Raw genomic sequence first — 20,601 nt, 5'->3', positions numbered from 1 at the left:
GCCTAACGGGTCCGGCGGGGTTCGGTGCACACGGTTCGGTGCGGGTCGGCGGGGGTCAGCTGTCGCCGTCGCGCTGTCCGAGGGTGACCTTGGTGGTGAACTGCTGGCCGTTGCGGGTGTACTCGACGTCGACGGTCTCGCCGGGCTTGTGCGTCCAGATCCGGCTGACCAGGGCGGGCCCGTTCTCGATCGGGACACCGCCGAGCTTGGTGATGACGTCGCCCGGCTTGAGGCCCGCCTTGTCCGCGGCGCCGCCGGGGGTCACGGCGGGCTGGCCTTGGACGTCGCGGGTCTGGATCTGCGCGCCGTCGCCCTTGTAGTCGTCGTTGCGCAGCACGTCGAGCTTGGCGTAGACGGGCTTGCCGGTCTTGATCAGGGTGTCGGCGACCCACTTGGCCTGGTTGATCGGGATGGCGAAGCCGAGGCCGATGCTGCCGGCCCGGCCGTTGGCGGAGGCGTTGGACTGGATCGCCGAGTTGATGCCGACCACCGCGCCGCCGGAGTCGAGCAGCGGGCCGCCGGAGTTGCCGGGGTTGATCGAGGCGTCGGTCTGCAGGGCGTTCATGTAGGAGGACTGGCCGCCGGTCTCGTCGCCGGAGGCGACCGGGCGGTCCTTGGCGCTGATGATGCCGCTGGTGACGGTGGACTCCAGGCCGTACGGCGCACCGATCGCGATGGTGGAGTCGCCGACGTTGACCTTGTCGGAGTCGGCCAGCGGGAGCGGCGCCAGCTTGCTCTTCGGCGGGTTGTCGATCTTGACCACGGCGACGTCGTAGCCCTCGGCGTGGCCCAGCACCGAGGCGTTGTAGGACGTGCCGTCGGCGAACTTGACGGTGAGCTTGCCGCCGTTGAGGGTCGGCGCGACCACGTGGTTGTTGGTGAGGATGTGGCCCTCGGTGTCGAAGACGAAGCCGGTGCCGGTGCCGGACTCGCCGTTGCCCTGCGCCTTGATGGTGACGACGCTGGGCAGCGCCTTCTGCGCGATGCCGGCGATCGAGCCGGGGGAGGGCTCGTTCTTCTGGGTGTTGCTGGCCTGGACGGTGGTGCTGCGGTGGTCGTCCGCGGAGCTGCTGCCGTTGTTGTGGTCGGTGACCGCCACGCCCAGCGCACCGCCGGCCACGCCGGCGACCAGTGCGACGGCGGCGATCAGGGCGACCAGTCCGCCGCGCTTCCTGCGCGGGCGGTGCGGGCCGCCGGGGCCGCCGGGGTAGTCGGCCGGGTAGCCGAGCGGACCGCCCGGGCCGCCCGGGTAGCCGGCACCGCCGGTGGCGTCGTGGGAGGCGCCCCAGCCGCCGAGCGGCTGGCCGGCGCCGAACGGGTGGTGGCCGGGCGCGGGGTGCGCGGCGGGCACGCCGGGGGCGGGCGGCGGGCCGTACGGGTCGTGCGCGCCGGCGGCCGGGACGCCGTGGGTCGGCGTGGCGTACGGGTTGCCCAGCGGCGGGGCCTGGCCCTCGGCCACCGGCGCGAGCGGCGCCGCGGGGGCTGCCGGGGCCTGCGGCGCGGGCGGCAGCACCGGCGGCGGGGCGTCGAGGTAGCCGGTGGCGGGGTCGACACCGGCGGACGGCGCCTCGACGGGGGCCGCGGGGGCGGCCGGGGCCGCCTCCGGCGCGGGGACCTTGGTGAAGGCGACGGTGGGACGGTGCCCGCCCTCGGCCGGGACGCCCTCCGCGGTCGCGGCGGCGTCGGCCGCGGCCGGCTCGGGGGCGGGCTCGGGGACCCGGCCGAACGCCATGGTCGCCCGGTGCCCGCCCTCGGCCGGGGCGGCCGGGGAGTCGGCCGGGGCCGGCTCGGAGGCGGGGGCGGCGTCGGGCTCGGGAACCCGGCTGAACGCCATGGTCGGCTTGTGCCCGCCCGAGGCGGCGGGGTCGGAAGCGGGACCGCCCGCCCCCTGGGCGCCCGAGGGCTGCTCCCCCTGCGGCCCGGTGGGCCCAACCTCTCGCTCGGTGCTCACGGACGACCTCCATAGCTGACAGAACCAAGGACCATAGTTTTTCGCACAGTCGATTCGATTGCCGTAAGGACCCCTCTGAAGAACTCATAAGAATCCTTAGCCGGCGCAGACGGCCGACCCGGCGACGGAGGCTCCCCCACCTCCGCCGGGCGTCCCGCGATGCGGACGGCAGGGCCCCTGGCCTTGGCGTCCACCCCGGTGCCGGTTAGCCTGTCGCTCCAAACTGACACGCGGGAGCTTGGACCTTCCAGGCTGAGAGTGCGCTGGTCGACCGTACCGCCACGGCATCGTGGACGGACCGTCGAGGGGGCGCAGACCGCCGGAACCTGTCCGGGTAATGCCGGCGTAGGGAGTATCGGCCATGCCGCCTGCTTCGCCATCCTCTTCTTCGGGCGCGCCCGAGTCCAAGGGTTTCCCCGGGGCGACCGGGGACCTCCCCGGATCGTCCACGACCGTGCAGGGCGACGCCGCCGGCGGCCCGGCCGGTTCCGGCACGGCGACCGCCGTCCTGGACCGCCCGGAGCGCGTCGAGGCGCCGCTGGTGCTGGACACCGAGCCGCCGCGCACGCTGCGCTTCCGCGACCACTTCGCGCTCTGGATGAACCTGGGCGTCAGCCTGATCGGCTTCTCCACCGCCGCCACCGTGCTCGGCGCCAAGGGCGGTGAGCTCTCGCTGGCCGCGGCGGTGACGGCGATCGTGGCCGGCACCGTGGTCGGCACCGCGATGCTCGGCGTGGCCGCCCTGATCGGGGCCCGGACCGGCGCCCCGGCGATGGCGAACCTGCGCGGGCTGTTCGGCACCCGGCTGTCGTACGTCCCGACGGTGCTGAACATCGTCCAGTGCGTCGGCTGGGGCGTCTTCGAGCTGCTGACGATCGCGGCGGGCGCCCAGACCGTCGCCCACACCGACGGCTACCGCTGGCTGTTCGTGCTGCTGGCCGGCGCGCTGACCACCGCGCTGACCATCTGGCCGCTCGGCTCGATCGCGGTGCTGCGCCGCTTCGTCGCGGGTGCCGTCGCCGTCGCGATGGTGTACTTCACCGTCCAGCTGGGCCGTCAGGGGGTGCCCGACCCGGGCGCCGGCAACTGGCACGGCTTCCTGGGCGCCACCGACATGATGATCGCGGTGTCGATCTCCTTCGTGCCGCTGGCCGCCGACTACACCCGGCACTCGCGCACCCCGCGCTCGGCCTTCTGGGGCAGCTTCTCCGGCTACACCGTCGCCCAGGTCTGGTGCTACGTGCTCGGCCTGATGGCGCTGCTGCAGTCCGACGGCGACCCGAACCGGATCTTCGACTCCTTCCTCGGCGTCTGGGCCGGCTGGCTGTTCCTGCTGGTGCTGGTGCTGCGCGAGACGGACCAGTCCTTCGCCAACGTGTACTCGACGGCGATGTCCGTGCAGAACCTGCTGCCGAAGGTGGACCGCCGGGTGCTGACCGGCGGGATCGGCCTGCTGATCACCGTGCTGGCGCTGCAGATCGACCGGTTCACCGACACCTACACCAACTTCCTCGGCCTGATCGGCTCGGTCTTCGTGCCGCTGCTGGCGGTGCTCGCGGTGGACTACTTCCTCGGCGCCGGCCGGCACGGCTGGAACCTCTCCGCCGACGCCCCCTCCCGCTGGCTGATGCTGCTGCCGTGGGTGCTGGGCTTCGCGGTCTACCAGTTCATCGCGCCGACCCCGGTGGCCGGCTGGTGGACGGACTTCTGGACCTCCGCCCAGGAGTCGCTGCACTTCACCCCGCAGGAGTGGACCTCCGCCTCGCTGTTCGCCTTCCTGGTGCCCGCCCTGCTCACCTGGGCGCTCACCCCGCTGACCCGCCGGAACACGGCGGGCTGAGCCTGAGCGCGGCGGGCCGGGCAGGCCGCGCTGCCGGGGGCGTCCGGAGCCTGACGGGCCGGGCCGCCGGGGCCCGGAACCGCCCCCGCCGACGGCCCCGCCCACCGAAGACGGCCCCACGGGTTGGGGCCGTCTTCGTCTCCGCGTCACTTCGGCCGCCTATCGTTGGCCCTGTGACCAGCCCAGACCTGTCCTCGACGGCGGCGCGCACCGCGCCGCCCGTCCAGGTGATCGCCCACCGCGGTTCCTCCCACGCCCTGCCCGAGCACACCCTCGCGGCGTACCGGCGCGCGCTCGACGAGGGCGCCGACGCCCTCGAGTGCGACGTCCGGCTGACCGCCGACGGCGAGCTGGTCTGCGTGCACGACCGCCGGATCGGCCGGGTCTCCGACGGCCGGGGCACCGTCTCGGCGATGACCCTGGCCGAGCTGGAGGCGTACGACTTCGGCGCCTGGAAGACCGGCCGCCCCAGCACCGACCCCGAACTGCGCGGCGTGCTGCGGCTGGAGCGGCTGCTGGAGCTGGCGGTGGACTGCGGCCGCCCGGTGGACCTGGCGATCGAGACCAAGCACCCGGTGCGCTACCGCGGCCGGGTGGAGGCCGAACTGCTGCGGATGCTGGAGCGCTTCAAGATCGGCGCGGAGCGCGAGGGGGACCGCCCGGTCGCCCGGATCATGAGCTTCTCCTCGGTGGCCCTCGACCGGGTGGCCGCCGGGGCACCGGACTACCGCCGGGTCTTCCTCTTCGAGCGGACCCTGCCGCTGCTCGGCCGGCTGCGCCCGGGCTCCCCGCTGCCGGGCGGGGCGCGGATCGCCGGCCCGGGCATCGACCTGGTCCGGGCCCGCCCGCAGCTGGTGACGCGGCTGCGCGAGCTGGGGCACCAGGTCCACGTCTGGACGGTCGACGAGCCGGCCGACGTGGAGCTCTGCCTGGAGCTCGGGGTGTCCGCGATCATCACCAACCGGCCCGCCGAGGTGCTGGCGCAGCTCGGGCGGTGATCCTCCCCCGGAGCGGCACCGGGCGGCACGGAGCGGGACGGGACGACGGAGCGGCACCGGACGACGGGACGGGACGGGGGCCGGACGAGGGCGGGACGGGGCCGAACGGACTGATCGAACCTGATCGGTCTGGTCGGCACTCAAACCTTCCGGGCACGGTATTGCCGGAATTCATGCCGTCGCACGACGGAGGGTGAGCGGTGAATGACCTCCGGTCGACCCTCGGTCGCGACGCTCGAAATGTCCTCGCGGGATCCTCCGGCGGTCGTTTCCGACGCATTACCAAGGGGCATCTCTCCCTCGGCATACGCTGAAGGAGGTCCGGGGGTGGCGTTGATGGTGGCGCGTGAAGTGCCGACTTCATCGACCATGGCAGTGCCGCACGGCCCAGCGAGTGTCGGGGTCGCACGGCGCCGACTGCGTCGAGATCTCGGTGACCGGGAGATACCCGAGCCGGTCATCGATGATGCTGTTCTGATCCTTTCCGAACTGTTGAGCAACGCGTGCCGGTACGCCCGTCCGCTCGGCCCGCTGCGGGCACTGGGCCGCAGCGCCCGGGCCGAGGTGGTGGACCAGGTGCTGGTCGGCGTCCCCGGCGGGGCGCACCCGGCACCCGGCGGCCGGGGCGGCGAGGACACCGGCGGCGGTGCCGACGGCGGCGTCCTGGTCCGCTGGCAGATGCACGCCGACGGCGTGCTCACCCTGGAGGTCACCGACGGCGGCGCGACCACCCGGCCGCTGCCCGCCAGCCCCTCGCTGACCTCGCGCGGCGGCCGCGGCCTGGGCATCGTCGACCAGTTGGCCAGCGACTGGGGCGTGCGCGACGCGCCCGGCGAGGTGACGGTCTGGGCGGCGCTGCCCGCCCGTGCCCGGCACGCCCGGCGCACCGGCGGTGACGCCCGCAGCGCCTGACACCGCGCACCCCGCCCGACCGGCCCCGGGCCCGGCACCCGCCGGGCCCCGCGGGGCGGCCCGGTGCGTGACCGCACGTCGGGAGGAAGGTCAGTAGGCTGCCCGGAGCAAAGGACACCGTCCCCGGGAGAGCCGCACCATGGGCAAGAAGGCCGCCAAGAAGGCGCCGCAGCGTCAGTCCACCACCGCCGTCACGGGCGAGATCCCCGTGGTCGGGGCCCGCGAGAACTGCCCCTGCGGTTCGGGCCGCCGGTACAAGGCGTGCCACGGCCGGGAGGCCTCGCACGCGGTGCAGGAGCTGGTGCACCGCCCGTTCGAGGGGCTGGCCGGCGAGGCCGACTGGGTGGCGCTGCGCGAGCTGGTGCCCGCCGCCACCGTGCCGCTGACGCTGGCCGCCGGGGTGGCCGAGGGCGCCACCGGCGAGGTCCCGTCGGTGACCCTGGCCACCGTGCTGCCGCTGGCCTGGCCGGCCCTGCGCCGCCAGGACGGCTCGATCCTGCTCGGCCTGCAGACCCAGTCCGCCTCCGGAGACCTGAGCCGCGACCTCGCGGACGCCCTGGAGCTGGCCCTGGCCACCGAGCCGGGCAACCCGGTGCCGGCCCGCCGGACCGAGCCGGGCGGGCGCCGCCTGCAGGATCTGCTGGACACCACGGCCGAGTTCACGCCGGCCGTGCACACCGGCTTCGAGTTCTGGCTGGAGGACGCCGAGACCGCCACCGGTGAGGTCGCCGCCTCCCTGGAGCGCGCCAACGCCTCGGCCATCCCGACCGTGAAGCTGGACGGCGTCGACGCCGCCTACTGGTGCGGCACCCCGGACAAGAACCACCTGCGCTGGGTGATGACCGTGCCCGAGGAGCGGCTGCTGGACGCCCTGGCCCGGCTGAGCGCCGCCGACCGCTCCTCGCTCGGCGCTGACACCCGCCTGGTCGGCTCGTTCCGCGCGCACGGCCTGACCGTCCCGGTCTGGGACCTCCCGCTGGCGATGACCGCGGAGGACTGCGAGAAGCCCGCCGCCGAGTTCGCCGAGCGGCTGGCCGCCGTGCTCGCCGACGAGACCCCGCTGACCGCCGAGGAGCGGCGCGCCCGCGCCAACCTGGTGAACCGTCAGGTCACTTTGAACTAAAGGACGCAGGATCCGGGTGATACGCGTCACATTGTCGCCGCGAAGCCGCAATTTCCGGGCGTGGAGGGCGTCTTGGAAATTGGCGCGGGCGCGGATCCTTGTTACTGTCTAAAGAGTCCGGCCGCTGGTGCATCCCCCGTCGCCAGCGGCCGGATCTTTTGTTTTTCCGGCCGGCCCCCGCAGCGGCCCCGGTCACGGCCCCGAGCGCGGCCACCCGACACCGCGAGCCGGCCCGGCCGCCGCGGATCCGCCGGAGCGAGGGAGCGGACACCCGGTCAGTACGCCGAGCGGCCGCTGTCCAGCCGGACCGTCGCCTCCACCAACTCGCCCAGCAGCGGCCCGACCTGGGGCAACCACACCCCGCCGTCGACGGCCGGCCGGGGAGCCCGCACCCAGCGCACCCGCCCGAATCCGCCACCGGGCGGCAGCGGCAGGAAGCCGCCCGGCCCGTGGTAGCGCAACGACCCGGGCACCCAAGGGAGTTGGGCAAGCATCTCGCCGAGCGCGTCCAGCGAGTACGGCGCCACCAGCAGCGCGTAGCGGCCCGGCAGGGACAGCACCGGCCCGAGCGGCAGCCGCAGCGCGCCCAGGTAGGCCAGCGCCCGGGCACCGGCCGCCGCCGGCAGGCTGACCGCGGAGAGCGTCGAGCCGGTGGCGGCCAGCACCGGCGCGTCCGGGCTCTGCCGCTCCCACCACCAGCGCACCATCCGGGCGTCCGTGGTGGCGGCCAGCAGCGAGGGGTCGTGCGGGTGCGCGCCGGGGACGGAGCAGTCCTGGTCACCGCAGGAGCAGCGGTCGCCGCGCAGCACGGCGCCCGGCACCACGGGCCAGCGGTGGTCGACGGCAGCCGTCAGGGCCGCGGCCAGCCGGGCGGAACACGAATCCTTCGGGTTCTCACGCATGGCGCTCGTTCCTTTCCCTGACCGCTCGGTTCGTTCCGCTCCGCCGGCACCGTCGGGCCCCGCCCTGCGGGCCCGGGGAAAGCACGGCCCCCGGGCGGCGCGAAGCGGGGCGGGCGGGCGGGCGGCGCGGCGACGACGTGGAGCACGGTGTGGAGCACGACATGAGAAGGGCCGCGCACTGGAACAGCCCCTGGAACGAGAATCCCGTATGCGACCGGATGGACGCCGCCCGGGCGCGCTTGGTTCCACCGTACGAGTGAGAGACTTCCGGCCAGCCCGGCTCCCGGGCGGCGCGGACATACGATCCGGACGGCCGCCGGGTCCGTCCCCTCCGTTCTGCCCGCCCACGGCCCGCTCCATGCCTGCCGGCCGAACCGGCGCGCACACCGACCGCACGCGCCCCCGACCGGGTCGCGCGTCCGACGGAACCGGCCACCGCGTCGTCCCGGATCTGGACATGCCCCAAATGGCCTGTGTAGAAGTGGTGGCATTGCTGTCGATCAATGACGAGTAGTAGCGAATCGAGGCGAAACGCGCCCTTTGGCCGTACTCGCTCCACCTCAGCCGTACCTGGGGGTCCCGCATGGCACGAAGCACCGCGTCAGGAGTGGCGGCATGACCGAGTCCCACCCGTCGTCGACACCCTCCGAGCCGGGTGAGCCCGGCAGCGCCCGCGGGCTCACCGTCCTCGACCCGCTGCCGGGCTTCCCCGGCCCCGTCGACGCCCCGGCCGGCGCGGCGGACACCCGCACGGCACCGCCCACCGGGGTGCAGGACCGTTTGGCCGGACGGCTGTCCGATTTCACCCGCCTGCACCGGCACACCGAGCAGCTCGCCCGCGCCCGCGGCCTCGGCGAGACCCTGGAGACCGTCCTCGCCTCCGGAGCCGCCCTGCTCGGAGCCCGTCGCGGCGTCCTGGTCGGCCGGACCCCTGGCGGCGGCCTCGGCCAGCCCGTCGGCCTAGGCCTCGACCGGGCCAGCCTCGGCGCGCTGGAGACCGTGCCGGCCGACCAGAGCCTGCTCACCCGGCTGCTGCGGGAGACCGACCGGCCCGAGCGGCTGCACTCCCCCGACCTCGCCGAGGACCCGGCCACCGGCGACCGGCTGCGCGAACTCGCCGCCCAGCTCGGCCTCCGCGGCTGCTACGGCCTGCCGCTCGCCACCGAGGAGGACGGCCCGCTCGCCGCCGCCGTCTGGTTCTACGACGAGCCCACCGAGGCCACCGAGCGCCAACGCGAACTCGCCCACCGCTACGCCGGGATCGCCGCACCGCTGCTCGCCAAGCAGCTGGAGGCCGACCGGGTCCGGCGCACCACCGAGGCCCTGCGCCGCGGCCTGCTGCCCGACCGGCTGCCCCGGACCACCGGCCTGCGACTGGCCGCCCGGCTCGTCCCGGCCGGACTGGACCGCTCCTGCGGCAGCGACTGGTACGACGCCATCCCCCTGCCGGACGGCACGGTCGGCCTCACCGTCGGCTCCGTCTCCGGTGACGGCCCCGGCGCGGGCCCCGGCTCCGCCCCCGGCGCGGCCGCCGCGATGGGCCGGATCCGGGCCGCCCTGCGCGCCTACGCGGTGCTGGAGGGCGAGGACCCGGTCTCCGTCCTGGGGGACCTGGAGCTGCTGCTCAAGACCACCGAGCCGACCCGCACCGCCACCGCCGTCTACGCCTGGGTGGAGCCCGACGAACGCCGGATCACCCTGGCCGGCGCCGGGCACTGCCCGCCCGTGCTGGTCGGCCGGCACGGCGCCGAGTTCGTCGAGACCTCGCTGTCCGCCCCGCTCGGCATGCTGGCCTGCTGGGAGGCGCCCGGCGTCGAGTTCACCGCCGAGCGCGGCGACACCCTGCTGCTGTACACCGAGGGCCTGGCCCGCCGCTGCGGCCCCACCCTGCACGCCGGGCAGGCCAACCTGCGCCGGGCCGCCGCCGACGCCCCGCGGGACGTGCGGATCGACCCCGACCGGCTCTGCGCCCACCTGCTGGCCCACGGCCCCGACCAGGACACCGGGCCGGCCACCGACGACCTCCTGCTGCTCGCGGCCCGCTTCGAGTGACCCGCCCCCGAACGGACGGTCCGGCCCCGAACGGGCGGGCGACCGTGCGTCCGTACCATGGACGCACGGCCGCCCGCGCGTGTCGCGACCCGACACTCCCCCGAGGGGCGGCGGTACCACCCCCAAGGAGGCGTTACACGTGACCGAGGACCTCACCCCCGCGGTGGCCGAGAACCCCGAGGCCACCGGCGGCGAGGAGCCGCAGCAGTTCAAGGGCCGCAAGAACGGCCTGTACGCCGAGGTCTCCGACGAGCTGGCCGCCTCGATGAAGTCCGGCTGGGCCGACACCGAGCTGCACGGCCTCGTCCCGGTCGCCCAGGCCCCGTACGCCGCCGAGCGCCGCGCCCGGCTGTCCGCCGCGTTCCCCGGCGAGCGCCTGGTGGTGCCGGCGGGCAACCTGCGGGTGCGGTCCAACGACACCGACTACAGCTTCCGCGCCGCCAGCGAGTACGTGCACCTCACCGGCGACCAGACCGAGGACGCCGTCCTCGTCGCCGAGCCGACCGGCGACGCCGGCCACGCCTTCTCCCTGTACCTGCTGCCCCGCTCGGACCGCGAGAACGGCGAGTTCTGGCTGGACGGCTACGGCGAGCTGTGGGTCGGCCGCCGGCACAGCCTGAGCGAGCAGGAGCAGCTGCTCGGCCTGCCGGTGCGCGACGTCCGCAAGGCCGCCGAGGAGCTCGCCGCGCTGGCCGGCGACTCCGCCGTGCCCACCCGGATCGTCCGCGGCTACGACGCCGGCCTGGAGGACGCCCTGGCCGGGGCGCTGGACGCCGCCCGGGACGCCGGGTTCAAGGAGTTCCTGAGCGGCCTGCGGCTGGTCAAGGACGCGTGGGAGATCGGCGAGCTGCGCGCCGCCTGCGACGCCACCGTCAAGGGCTTCACCGACGTGGTCCGCGAGCTCGGCCAGGCCGTCGCCACCTCGGAGCGCTGGATCGAGGGCACCTTCTGGCGCCGCGCCCGGGTCGAGGGCAACGACGTCGGCTACGGCACCATCGCCGCGGCCGGCCCGCACGCCACCACCCTGCACTGGGTCCGCAACGACGGCGACGTCCGCCCCGGCGAGCTGCTGCTGCTCGACGCCGGCGTCGAGACCCACACCCTGTACACCGCCGACGTCACCCGCACCCTGCCGATCAGCGGCCGCTTCGACGACCTGCAGCGCGCGATCTACCAGGCCGTGTACGACGCCCAGGAGGCCGGCATCGCCGCGGTGAAGCCCGGCGCCCGGTTCCGCGACTTCCACGACGCCTCGCAGCGGGTGCTCGCCGAGCGGCTGCTCGCCTGGGGCCTGCTGGACGCCTCGCAGTACGACGTCGACAAGGTCCTGGAGCTCGGCCTGCAGCGCCGCTGGACCCTGCACGGCACCGGCCACATGCTCGGCCTGGACGTCCACGACTGCGCCCACTCGCGCCGCGAGGAGCACGTCGACGCGCTGCTCGTGCCCGGCATGGTCCTGACCGTCGAGCCCGGCCTGTACTTCCAGCAGGACGACCTCACGGTGCCGGAGGAGTACCGCGGCATCGGCGTCCGGATCGAGGACGACATCCTGGTCACCGCCGACGGCAACGAGAACCTCTCGGCCGGCCTGCCGCGCCGCGCCGAGGACGTCGAGGCGTGGATGGCCTCGCTGGCCTGACCGGCGGCCCACGGCCGGGGCCCGGCCTCCCCGCGGTGGGAGGCCGGGCCCCGGTGCGTCACTTGACGATCTTCACCGTCATGTCCTGGTGGCCGAGCACGGTCAGGTCGCTCCCGTTGTAGGGGAGCACCGCCTGGGCCTTCAGCGGCATGTCCCCGAGCCCGTTCCCGGCGCCCACCGTCAGCCGGTAGGTCAGCGTCCTGGACTCCCCGGGGGCCAGCTTGAAGACCTCCGTCTCGTCGGCCAGCGCGTAGCCCATGAGGGAGTCGGGCGACATCGCCTTCTTCTTCCATTCGCCGCCGGCCTGGAGCTCCAGCCGGCCGTCGTTGGGCGCGCCGAGCGCGAGCGGCGAGCCCTCGTAGTGGTCCGTGAACACCAGCGGCTGCAGCCGGGCGTAGGTGTTCTGGCTGGTGTTGCGGAAGGTCACCGAGAAGGTGACGACCGCGCTGCCCGCCCGCAACGGCTGGCCGGCCGCGAGACCGTCGAAGGTCACGGCGACGTCGTTCTGGTTGGCCGCCGTCGGCGGGGCCTGGTGGCCGCTCAGGTCGAGGCTGCCGAGCAGCGAGTTCAGGCCGGCCTGGTAGTCCGCCTTGAGGCCTGCCGTCGTGACGAAGACGCCGTCCTTCGGCAGCGCCCACATCTGGGCCGTGAAGGAGTCGCTGCCGCAGCTGCCCTGCCACTGCGACTTGCGGGCCGGGCGCCCGGCCACGGTGGGCGTGCTCTTCTCCGGCACGGTGCTCTTGGCCTCCTGCCCGGCCGGTACGTGGACGTTGCCCCAGACCGGACAGGCCGGTTGCGGGCTCCAGCCGCTCGCGGTGTCCATCATGGCCGTCGACGGCCAGTTCTCCGAGGGCTGGTCCATCACGACCAGCAGCACGCCGTACGGCTGGCACGGGTCGGGGTTGGCCCCCACCGGGAGCCCCGGGTTCGGCGACGACGCCGGCGGGGCGCCCGGGCTCATCACGCACAGCGCGGTGTCCCCCGGGGACGGCTCCACGACCCGCCACCCCGCCGGGACCTTGAACCTGACGTTCCGGAAGGTGTACGGCTTCCCGGCGGCCGCCGGGGTGGTGCCGGTCGGCGTCGGGGTGCTGCCGTGCGTCGGGGTGACGTCCGAGAGCGGGGCGCCGGTCTCGGGCTCGCCGGTGGGGGCACCGGTGTCCGACGGCGCGACGGTGGGGGTGGGCGTGGGCGTCGGGGTGCCGGTCGGCGAGGCGGTGGGGCTCGGCGTGGCCGACCCGGTGGCGGCCGGCGGCGGGACGTCCTTCCTGGCCAGCGGGTCGCCGTGGAGGGTGAGCACGCCGATGGCGAGCGCGGCGGCCAGCGCGAGGACCGGCACGGTGGCCAGGTAGAGCGGGCGCAGCCGGCGCAGTCGCCGCGTCGGTGGGTCGGCCGGGCGCAGGTCGTGAACGGTGATGAGCGAGGCGCGGGCGTTCATGGCCTCCCGCAGCAGCCGTTCCGTCGGCGTCTCGGCCGGCCCGCCACCGCCTCGGTCACCGCTCTTGGGGCGGGGGTTCTTGTCGGTCATCGAACCTTCTCCAGATGCTTTTCCAAGGCGTCCAGGGCCCGGCTGGCGGTGGACTTCACGGCGCCCCGGGACAGCCCCAGGGTCTCGGCTATCTGCGCCTCCGACAGGTCGGACCAGTAGCGCAGCACCAGCACCTCACGCTGGCGGGGGGTCAGTTCCTGCAGGGCGACGAGCACCCGGCGGTGCTCGTCGTTGAGCACCGCGTGGTCCTCCGCGGACGGCGCGTCGGCCTCGTGCGGCGGCACGTACTCGCGGGCGGTCTTCCGGCGGCGGAGCATCGAGCGGGCGCCGTTGACCACCGCGGTGCGCAGGTACCCGAGCGCGTTGTCCAGGTCGTCGAGCTCCTCTCCGTACCGCTGGTACAGCTGGGTGAAGGCCTCCTGCACGACGTCCTCGGCCAGGTCCTGGTGGTCCACCAGGAGCACCGCCATCCGGACCAGGCCCAGCCGGTGGGCGTGGTACAGGTCGGTCAGGGTCGGCCGGTCCTCGGCGGCCTTGCGTCCGCCGCGGAGCAGCCGGAAGCCGGAGCGGCGTGCCGCCGCCTGCTCGGCGCCCGTCGCCGCGGACACCTCGCCGACCTCCTGAGCACCGAACAGCAGCCCGACGAGGCCGCGGACGGAGAGTCCGCGCCCCCGCGGTGGTACGGCGAACGGCCCGATGGCCATGGACATGCGCGTTCTGCTTTCCCCCGGGACGGAACGCCCGGCCCTCGGCCGGAGCACCCGTCAGGACACCTGTCAGTTCGTGATCGAGGGAATCCTTCCAGCGCCCCCCGGCCTGTCAGGCTCCGCCCCCCTACTCGATGGACGTCCGGGGGGCACGGAGGTTGCAGGCCGGTTCGAAGCAATTTCCGACTGGCCGGAACGGCTACACTCACCGCCATCCCGCCACCGTCAGCAGGGGGTCCGCATGGCCGAGCAGTACGTCGAGGGCCCGGTCGTGGCCGCTTCCCGCCCGGTGCCCGTCACCATCGGGCGGCGGCCGGAGCCGGTGCACGACGTCGCGGTGTACGCCTTCGAGGGCATGGCCCCGTTCGAACTCGGCGTGGTGGTGGAGGTGTTCGGGCTGGCCCGGCCCGAGCTGAGCGGGCTGCTGGCGGCCCCGTGGTACGGGCTCAAGGTGTGCGCCGACCGGCCCGGGACGGCCCTGGACGCGGTGGGCGGGTTCGCGCTGACCGCCCGGCACGGACTGGACGAACTCGCCGCCGCCGACACGGTGGTGGTCCCCGGGGTGGCGAACGCCTTCGGCGGCGAGGTGTCCCCCGGCCTGGTCGCGGCCCTGCGCACGGCGCACGAACGCGGGGCCCGGATCGTGTCGATCTGCTCGGGCGCGTTCGCGCTGGCCGCCGCCGGCCTGCTGGCCGGCCGGGAGGCCACCACCCACTGGCGGTACGCGGACCTGCTCCAGCAGCGCCACCCGGACGTGCGGGTCAACCCGGACGTGCTCTACGTCGACAACGGCAACGTGCTCACCAGTGCGGGCAGCGCCGCCGGCATCGACCTCTGCCTGCACCTGGTCCGCCGGGACCACGGCGCCAGGGTGGCCAACAGCGTGGCCCGCCGGTTCGTCGTGCCGCCGCACCGGGACGGCGGGCAGGCCCAGTTCATCGAGGCCGCGGTCCGGCCGGTCGAGGAGGACGACGACGGGATCGCCCGCAGCATGCAGTGGGCGATGGACCACCTGGCGTCCCCGCTGACCATCTCGCTGCTGGCCCGCGCCGCCCGGATGTCGGACCGCTCGTACCTGCGGCACTTCACCGCGCGCAACGGCACCAGCCCGATGCGCTGGGTCGTCACCCAGCGCATCGCGGCCAGCCTGCCCCTCCTGGAGTCCCCGGAGGGCACGGTGGAGGAGGTGGCCGCGGCGGTCGGCTTCGAGAGCGCCGCGACCTTCCGCCACCACTTCGGCCGGGTGATGCGCACCTCCCCGACCGCCTACCGGCGTTCCTTCGGACGCGGGGTCGCCTGATCCGGGCCGGGACCGGTGCCCGGCGGTCCCGCTCTCCCGTCCCGGCCCTCACCGGTCCCGCGCCCGGCCGGCCCGTCCCCCGTCAGGCCTGCTGCTCACCGGACCGCTCGTTGCGGTCCGCGTTGGCGAGGATGGCGTCGCGCAGCCACACGGCCAGGCCCGGCGCCATCGTCTCGTAGGTGGCGGTGAACCGCGGGTCGGCGACGTACATCTCGCCGAGGCAGCGGTGCATCCGGTGGCCGCACTCGTAGAAGTTGTCGCTGATGTGCCGGCGGTGCTCCTCGGCGAGGTCCATCGCCACCGTGCCGTCGGCCGGCTCGCCGGCGGTGAGCGCCTCGACCATCCGGGCGTTGAGCCCGTCCGCCTCGGCCTTGATCCGCTCCCAGTCGGCCTTGCCGTACTTCGCCGTGCGGCGCTGGGACTCCGCCCAGGCCTCGGTGTCGCCCCAGCGCTGCTCCGCCTCGGTCTCCCAGTCCTCCTGGTAGCCCTCGCCGAAGATCTCGAACTTCTCCTCCGGGGTCAGCTGAATGCCCATCCTGCGTGCCTCCATGGCGTTCTCGACGGCCGCGGCGAGGGCCTGGAGCCGACCGATCCGGTCGGTCAGCAGTCCGTGCTGACGCCGGAGGTGCTCGGTCGGGCTGACCGAGTCGTCGTCCAGGATCGCCGCGATCTCCTCCAGGGGGAACCCGAGCTCGCGGTAGAAGAGGATCTGCTGCAGCCGGTCGAGGTCGGCCTCCCCGTACCGGCGGTAGCCGGCCGGGGTGCGGCCCGCGGGGGACAGCAGACCGATCTCGTCGTAGTGGTGCAGGGTGCGGACCGTCACCTTGGCGATCTTCGCCAGGGCGCCGACCGTGTAGCCGCCGCTGCCGCTCATCAGGGGTGCTCCCTTCCTTTCGACCACCAGCCTCGGGTCTCACGCCGCGTGAGGGTCAAGCCGGTTCCGGCATCGGGCGCGGGGGCGCCCCGGTCCGGCACCCGGGCGCGGGGAGCCCCGGTCAGGCGCCGGCGCCCACCAGGTCGCGCTCGCGCCGCCGGGAGGTGCGGCGGCGCCCCTCCCCGTCCGCCGGCGGGCGCGGGCGGCGGGTCCGCTGGGTGGGCCAGAGCAGCACGTACGCGGCCGAGACCACGACGAAGGCGAGCCGGACGAAGCCGCGGGCCGCGTCGGAGGGGATGAGCAGGGTGCCGCCGTACAGCGAGGCCAGCGCGATCCAGCTCCACCACGGCACGAGCCGCTTCTGGCCGACCGCGTCCCAGAGCAGGGTGCCGAGCAGGATCGAGGCGGTGTAGTAGGTGTAGACGCTCGGGTCGAGCAGGATCCGGGCGTCCGCGCCGAGCAGCACCACGGCGGGCCAGCGGCCGCGCCAGACCGCGACGGTGCCGAGGCCGATGCCCAGCGCGAACTGGGTCGGGCGGTCCCACCACGGGGTGGCGGGGTCGGTCACCCCGAACCAGCGCAGCGCCGAGGCCGGCTGGTTGGGGATGGTGAACTTGGCCGCCGCGAGGGTGTCCAGGTTGCCCAGGTAGAACGGCAGCCAGGCGATCGCCACCAGCCCGGCGAACCAGATCGCGGTGCGCAGCCAGGCGGGGCGCGGCAGCGCCAGGATCAGCGGGGCGAAGGCGATCGCCCAGGGCTTGGAGTCCACCGCCAGGGCGAGGTAGACGCCGACCATGGTGGGCTTGCCGCGGGCCAGGGCGTGCGCGGCGAGGGTGGTGAAGAACAGCGCCAGGACGTCGTCCAGGTGCGCGAAGCGGACCGAGACCTCGACCCACATCGGGATGAAGGCCAGTCCGGCGATCAGCAGGCGCTGCTGGAGCCGGCGGTGGTTGGTGCCGGTGCCCAGGTAGTACAGGGCGGCGGTGCGGCCGATCAGGACGAGCATCACCAGGCCGAGCGCGGACGCCGCGGCCTCCGCGACGAGCTCGCCGACGTGCGGTGAGAAGGGCGCGGTGAGCCGGGCCGCGGCGAGGCTGACCGGGCCGATCTGCAGCTCCGGGTGGTGGGCGTAGAGCGCCAGCCCGCCGTCCGGCTGGTCGCTGAAGAGCAGCTGCTCACCCTGGCGCAGGTAGTGCCAGGAGAAGCCTCCGCTGGGCTCGACCAGGAAGAACCAGAGCACCGTCCAGGCGACCAGCAGGACGTGGTGCCTGCGCAGTGGCAGTCCCGCGATCCGCCCGGTCGCCGCCTCGTAGTCGGTGGTCGTCCGTGCCGTGCGTGCTCCCCGCACCTGTCCCTCTCCCCGCCGGTTCCGCCCCCCTCCGGCCGGACATCCTATGTGACGGAGGAGTGCCGCCCGTGCCGCCCGGAGGTCCGTCGGACGGACTCCGGGCGGCACGGGCGGCACTCGGGCGCTACCGCTCGGGCGCGCGGTCGAGGTCAGCCCTGCTGGGCCGACTTGCGGCGGCGGAGCACCACGAGGGTGCCGACACCGGCCAGCAGCACGGCGGCGCCGGCGCCGGCGATGGCGGTGGTGTCGTCACCGCCACCGGTCTGGGCCAGGGCCTTGTCGCCGGTGTCGGCGGCGGCCTTGGCCTTGTTGACGGCGGCCGGGGTGAGCGGCGGGGTCTTGACGGTCGGGACGGCCACCGGGAAGTCGATCGGGCCGGCCGTGTCGCCGCCGGTGCTGTCGCCCGGGGCGGGGGCGGCGGTCGAGGCGGAGGCGGACGGCGTGCCGGTCGACGGGGTGGTCGGGGTGCCGGTGGTGGTCGCCGTGGCCGTCGCGGTGGGCGTGGCGGTGGCAGTGGCCGTGGCGGTGGCCGTGGGCGAGGTGCTCGCGGTCGGCGAGGTGCTGCCGGTCGGCGAGTGGGTGGCCGTCGGCGAGGTGCTGCCGGTCGGCGAGTGGGTGGCCGTCGGCGAGGTGGTGGCGGTCGGGCTGGGCTTGCCGGTGTGGGTCGGGCTGACGGTCGGGCTGGGCTTGCCACCGCCGCCGGCCTTGATCACGAAGCCGGCGCCCTTGATGCCGTCGCAGCTGAGGTGGCCCTCGTCGACCGGCTGGTGGGTGTCGTCGTCGAGCTCGGCGGAGAACACCACCGGGACGACGCCGGCCCGGCCGAGCGGGGCGTCCGAGGTGAAGGAGACCCGGATCTTGATCGAGAAGGCCTTGCCGCGGTTCACCACGAGCAGGTCGTCGTCGGTGGGGTTGCCGTCCGGGCCGAGGGCGCCGAGCAGGGTGAGGACGGAGTCGTCCTTGTCCTCGCCGGCGTCGGGGGCGGGCGCACCGGTCTGCCACTGGCCACCGGGCATCTGGTACTCGACCTTGAGGTCCTTCGCCTTGAGCGTGCCGGCCTTGTTCTTGAACTTGAGCAGCGGCAGGAAGATGAAGTCGTGCTTCGTCGAGTTGTCGATCTTGAAGGTGAACTCGCGGGCGTCACCGCCGGCGATGAAGGTGCCGGGCACGCCGTTCACCGTCAGGTCCAGGCTCTGGCTGGAGGCCTTGGCCTGCGGGGCGGCGGCCGACGGGGATCCGGTGGTGCCGACGGCCATGGCGCCCTGGGCGCCGGACAGCACGAGCGAGGACGTGAGCGCGGCGGCGCCGGCGAGGGCAAGACTGCGACGTATGGACAAGGGAGACCTCACGGAAGAGTCCGGGCGAGGCCCGGGGCGCGAGGGGCGGCCGAGCACGCCGCAATCCCCCGCGAAGCTTGAAAGTCCGACGGAGATTACCGAACGATCCAGCCACTTCGGAAGGCGGGTGTCACGCCGGGGTCCGCTCAGGGAACAGGCGCGCCCGAATCGTCCAACTACGTCCACACACAAGGCTTTTGGCCTTTACCGAAACATGACGTTGGGTGACGGGTACACGCCCGGAGGACCGTACCGCACGGCCCTGCGCGGCGTGAAGCGCCCACGGGTGTGAACATTCCGCGAACACCGCCGCGGCGGAGGCCGGCCCCCGGGCCCCGGGAGCGCCGCCCGACGGCGTTCGGGCGACGGGCCGGCGACCGGGTCCGGGGCGGGCCGATGACCGGCGCGGGCGACGGGCCGATGACCGGTCAGGGGCGGGCCGGCGACCGGTCCGGGGCCGGTCAGCCGGCGAAGAAGGACGTGGCGGAAACCAGCGCCCGCTCGTCGCGCAGCACGTCCCCCGGCCGGCTGCCGTTGCCGATCAGCGCGCCGCCCCACCGCATCCCCAGGTACTCGGCGGTCAGCCGGAGCGTGCCGACCAGCGGATCGGCCTTGTCGTCCTCGGTCGCGAGGGCGGTGACGGCCCACAGCGTGCCGCCGGCCATGCCCGCGCGGAAGTCCACCCCGGGCGCCCGCAGCCAGGCCGACCAGTGGTCGAGGTAGAGCTTGGCGCTGCTCGGCAGCGAGTACCAGTACAGCGGCGCGACGAAGACCAGGTCGGTGGCGGCCAGGGTGGCCTCCAGCAGCGTCAGTTCGTGGCCGACCGGCTCCGGGTAGCGGCCGTCCCCGGTGTGCCGCAGGTCCTGGAACGGCGGCAGCGGGTGCTCGCTCAGCCGCAGCCAGCGCTGCTCCGCCCCGGCCGGCAGGCTCGCCTCCGCGGCCAGCCGGGCGAGCCGCCCGGAGTTGCCGTCCTCCCGGGCACTGGCGTCGAGGAACAGGAAACTGCGCGGCGCCTCGGCGCCGGCCGGCTGGTCGGCCATCGGAACTCCCCCGGTCTGGTGGTGCGGACAGAGGTGCGAGCACGGCCCTCGCGCCGGTTATTCCGCTCCCGCGCCCTGGTGCGCGCTCCCCCGGGCGCCCTCGCCCGAACGCGCTCCGAGCACGTTCCCGGGCGCGGCGGTGCCGAACGGGTGCCGCCGGTCGCCGCCGCCCGCGGGCGCCTCAATCAGACAGGCCGGCCCGGCGGCGGACGACCTCCGCGACGGCGGACCAGTCCTTGTCACCGTCGCCGTGGGCCAGGGCGTCCAGGAAGGCGTCCCGCAGGATGCCGCCGAAGGGCAGCGGGACGTGCTGTGTGGCACCGGCCTCCAGCGCGAGGCCGACGTCCTTGAGGCCCAGCGGGAGCCTGAACCCGGCAGGCTCGTAACGCCGTTCGGCGATCATCGCGCCGTACCCGGTGTGCACCGGCCCGGGGAAGAGCGTGGCGGTGAGCATCCCGATCAGGTCACCCGGCCGGACACCGTGGCCCTCGGCCAGCGTGCACGCCTCGGCCATCGACTCGATCGCGCAGGCCAGCAGGAAGTTGGCGCTGATCTTGGCCGCGTTGGCCTGCCGGGGGCGGTCGCCGAAGTGCCAGGTGCGCTCGCCCATCGCGGCGAACAGCGGCTCGGCCCGGGCCAGCAGCTCCGGGGCGCCCGCGGCCAGGACGTTCAGCCGGCCGGCCGCCGCGACCGGGGGCCGGCCGAGCACCGGCGCGGCCAGGTAGCCGACACCGTGCTCGGCGTGCAGCGCCTCGGCGCGTTCGGCGAGCGCCACGGAGACGGTGGCCATGTTGACGTGCAGGGTCGCCGTCGCGCCCGCGAGCAGGCCCGGGTCGAGGAGCAGCCGTTCGACGGCCGTGTCGTCGGCCAGCATGGAGACCACGGTGTCGGCCGCGAACACCTCGGCGAGCGATCCGGCCGGCTCCGCACCCCGGGCGGCCAGGGCGGCCACCGGGCCGGGCGAGCGGTTCCACACCCGGACGGCGTGGCCGGCCCGCAGCAGGCTGCCGACCATCCCCTGCCCCATCGCGCCCAGCCCCACGAAGCCCACCGTCGTCGCGGTCATCGCGTACTCCCCTCGCCGTCCTC

General features: G+C 74.6%; 16 protein-coding genes and 1 riboswitch. Of the genes, 7 read left to right on the top strand and 9 right to left on the bottom strand.

The annotated features are described in order from the left end of the window. Positions 1 to 55: 55 nt before the first annotated feature. Positions 56 to 1,951: a S1C family serine protease gene (locus tag ACIRS1_RS08760; RefSeq protein WP_402837993.1), complete on the bottom strand. Its 1,896-nt coding sequence runs from the start codon at positions 1,949 to 1,951 to the stop codon at positions 56 to 58. A gap of 220 nt (positions 1,952 to 2,171) precedes the next feature. Then, a riboswitch (TPP riboswitch) is annotated at positions 2,172 to 2,320 on the top strand. 85 nt (positions 2,321 to 2,405) lie between these two features. On the opposite strand from ACIRS1_RS08760, the gene ACIRS1_RS08755 reads away from it, so the two are divergent. The 4 genes from ACIRS1_RS08755 (at position 2,406) to ACIRS1_RS08740 (ending at position 6,824) form a co-directional block, all read left to right on the top strand. Beyond that, positions 2,406 to 3,791 (top strand): purine-cytosine permease family protein, encoded by a 1,386-nt coding sequence (locus ACIRS1_RS08755; protein ID WP_402837991.1) that lies wholly within the window; start codon positions 2,406 to 2,408, stop codon positions 3,789 to 3,791. Between the two features lie 173 nt (positions 3,792 to 3,964). Further along, positions 3,965 to 4,789: a glycerophosphodiester phosphodiesterase gene (locus ACIRS1_RS08750; RefSeq protein ID WP_402837989.1), complete on the top strand. Its 825-nt coding sequence runs from the start codon at positions 3,965 to 3,967 to the stop codon at positions 4,787 to 4,789. Positions 4,790 to 4,993: 204 nt separating this feature from the next. Then, complete coding sequence (locus tag ACIRS1_RS08745) at positions 4,994 to 5,701, top strand: ATP-binding protein (RefSeq protein WP_387900602.1); 708 nt, start codon at positions 4,994 to 4,996, stop codon at positions 5,699 to 5,701. Positions 5,702 to 5,840: 139 nt separating this feature from the next. After that, positions 5,841 to 6,824 (top strand): DUF5926 family protein, encoded by a 984-nt coding sequence (locus tag ACIRS1_RS08740; protein ID WP_360205749.1) that lies wholly within the window; start codon positions 5,841 to 5,843, stop codon positions 6,822 to 6,824. A 275-nt stretch (positions 6,825 to 7,099) separates the two neighbouring features. On the opposite strand, the gene ACIRS1_RS08735 is transcribed toward ACIRS1_RS08740, so the two are convergent. Continuing rightward, positions 7,100 to 7,726, bottom strand: a complete 627-nt coding sequence (locus tag ACIRS1_RS08735; RefSeq protein ID WP_402837987.1) for a bifunctional DNA primase/polymerase — start codon at positions 7,724 to 7,726, stop codon at positions 7,100 to 7,102. A gap of 615 nt (positions 7,727 to 8,341) precedes the next feature. Between ACIRS1_RS08735 and ACIRS1_RS08730 the strand changes: the two genes are divergently transcribed. Both ACIRS1_RS08730 and ACIRS1_RS08725 read left to right on the top strand, forming a co-directional pair. Then, positions 8,342 to 9,778, top strand: a complete 1,437-nt coding sequence (locus ACIRS1_RS08730) for a PP2C family protein-serine/threonine phosphatase (protein WP_402837985.1) — start codon at positions 8,342 to 8,344, stop codon at positions 9,776 to 9,778. Positions 9,779 to 9,917: 139 nt separating this feature from the next. Beyond that, positions 9,918 to 11,417 carry an aminopeptidase P family protein gene (locus ACIRS1_RS08725; protein ID WP_402837983.1) on the top strand — a complete coding sequence of 500 codons (1,500 nt, stop codon included), beginning with the start codon at positions 9,918 to 9,920 and terminating at the stop codon, positions 11,415 to 11,417. Between the two features lie 58 nt (positions 11,418 to 11,475). On the opposite strand, the gene ACIRS1_RS08720 is transcribed toward ACIRS1_RS08725, so the two are convergent. Both ACIRS1_RS08720 and ACIRS1_RS08715 read right to left on the bottom strand, forming a co-directional pair. Then, positions 11,476 to 12,945 carry a hypothetical protein gene (locus ACIRS1_RS08720; protein WP_402837981.1) on the bottom strand — a complete coding sequence of 490 codons (1,470 nt, stop codon included), beginning with the start codon at positions 12,943 to 12,945 and terminating at the stop codon, positions 11,476 to 11,478. Continuing rightward, a complete protein-coding gene (locus ACIRS1_RS08715) occupies positions 12,942 to 13,616 on the bottom strand; it encodes an RNA polymerase sigma factor (RefSeq protein WP_402837979.1) in 675 nt (224 codons plus the stop codon). Before ACIRS1_RS08715 ends, ACIRS1_RS08720 begins: the two co-directional genes overlap by 4 nt. Before the next feature lie 238 nt (positions 13,617 to 13,854). Here ACIRS1_RS08715 and ACIRS1_RS08710 point away from each other — a divergent pair, with 238 nt between their 5' ends. Further along, positions 13,855 to 14,913 carry a helix-turn-helix domain-containing protein gene (locus ACIRS1_RS08710; RefSeq protein ID WP_402837977.1) on the top strand — a complete coding sequence of 353 codons (1,059 nt, stop codon included), beginning with the start codon at positions 13,855 to 13,857 and terminating at the stop codon, positions 14,911 to 14,913. A gap of 82 nt (positions 14,914 to 14,995) precedes the next feature. Here ACIRS1_RS08710 and ACIRS1_RS08705 read toward each other — a convergent pair whose 3' ends face one another. From ACIRS1_RS08705 to ACIRS1_RS08685, 5 genes are all read right to left on the bottom strand, one after another. Continuing rightward, complete coding sequence (locus ACIRS1_RS08705) at positions 14,996 to 15,787, bottom strand: MerR family transcriptional regulator (protein WP_402837975.1); 792 nt, start codon at positions 15,785 to 15,787, stop codon at positions 14,996 to 14,998. A gap of 121 nt (positions 15,788 to 15,908) precedes the next feature. Further along, positions 15,909 to 17,135 carry a hypothetical protein gene (locus tag ACIRS1_RS08700; RefSeq protein ID WP_387900592.1) on the bottom strand — a complete coding sequence of 409 codons (1,227 nt, stop codon included), beginning with the start codon at positions 17,133 to 17,135 and terminating at the stop codon, positions 15,909 to 15,911. 149 nt (positions 17,136 to 17,284) lie between these two features. Then, positions 17,285 to 18,472 (bottom strand): LPXTG cell wall anchor domain-containing protein, encoded by a 1,188-nt coding sequence (locus tag ACIRS1_RS08695; RefSeq protein ID WP_402837973.1) that lies wholly within the window; start codon positions 18,470 to 18,472, stop codon positions 17,285 to 17,287. Positions 18,473 to 18,933: 461 nt separating this feature from the next. Then, on the bottom strand, positions 18,934 to 19,512 hold the full coding sequence (locus ACIRS1_RS08690; RefSeq protein ID WP_402837971.1) for a flavodoxin family protein: 579 nt from the start codon (positions 19,510 to 19,512) through the stop codon (positions 18,934 to 18,936). A gap of 181 nt (positions 19,513 to 19,693) precedes the next feature. Continuing rightward, the gene (locus tag ACIRS1_RS08685; RefSeq protein WP_402837969.1) at positions 19,694 to 20,578 is read right to left on the bottom strand and encodes an NAD(P)-dependent oxidoreductase; all 885 of its coding nucleotides are present in this window, start codon (positions 20,576 to 20,578) and stop codon (positions 19,694 to 19,696) included. Between the last annotated feature and the right edge of the window lie 23 nt (positions 20,579 to 20,601).

Origin of the sequence: Kitasatospora sp. NPDC101176 (assembly GCF_044768035.1) — a bacterium.
Lineage (GTDB): Bacteria > Actinomycetota > Actinomycetes > Streptomycetales > Streptomycetaceae > Kitasatospora.
The sequence above is the reverse complement of the archived record's forward strand: the minus strand, read 5'-3'. Positions and strand labels throughout refer to the sequence as shown.

Excerpts from the sequence above, each read along its gene's own strand:
- ACIRS1_RS08690 (WP_402837971.1), bottom strand. The coding sequence starts at position 19,512 with ATGGCCGACCAGCCGGCCGGCGCCGAGGCGCCGCGCAGTTTCCTGTTC.
- ACIRS1_RS08740 (WP_360205749.1), top strand. The coding sequence starts at position 5,841 with ATGGGCAAGAAGGCCGCCAAGAAGGCGCCGCAGCGTCAGTCCACCACC.
- ACIRS1_RS08685 (WP_402837969.1), bottom strand. The coding sequence starts at position 20,578 with ATGACCGCGACGACGGTGGGCTTCGTGGGGCTGGGCGCGATGGGGCAG.
- ACIRS1_RS08710 (WP_402837977.1), top strand. The coding sequence starts at position 13,855 with ATGGCCGAGCAGTACGTCGAGGGCCCGGTCGTGGCCGCTTCCCGCCCG.
- ACIRS1_RS08705 (WP_402837975.1), bottom strand. The coding sequence starts at position 15,787 with ATGAGCGGCAGCGGCGGCTACACGGTCGGCGCCCTGGCGAAGATCGCC.
- ACIRS1_RS08720 (WP_402837981.1), bottom strand. The coding sequence starts at position 12,945 with ATGACCGACAAGAACCCCCGCCCCAAGAGCGGTGACCGAGGCGGTGGC.
- ACIRS1_RS08730 (WP_402837985.1), top strand. The coding sequence starts at position 8,342 with ATGACCGAGTCCCACCCGTCGTCGACACCCTCCGAGCCGGGTGAGCCC.
- ACIRS1_RS08735 (WP_402837987.1), bottom strand. The coding sequence starts at position 7,726 with ATGCGTGAGAACCCGAAGGATTCGTGTTCCGCCCGGCTGGCCGCGGCC.
- ACIRS1_RS08745 (WP_387900602.1), top strand. The coding sequence starts at position 4,994 with ATGACCTCCGGTCGACCCTCGGTCGCGACGCTCGAAATGTCCTCGCGG.
- ACIRS1_RS08715 (WP_402837979.1), bottom strand. The coding sequence starts at position 13,616 with ATGTCCATGGCCATCGGGCCGTTCGCCGTACCACCGCGGGGGCGCGGA.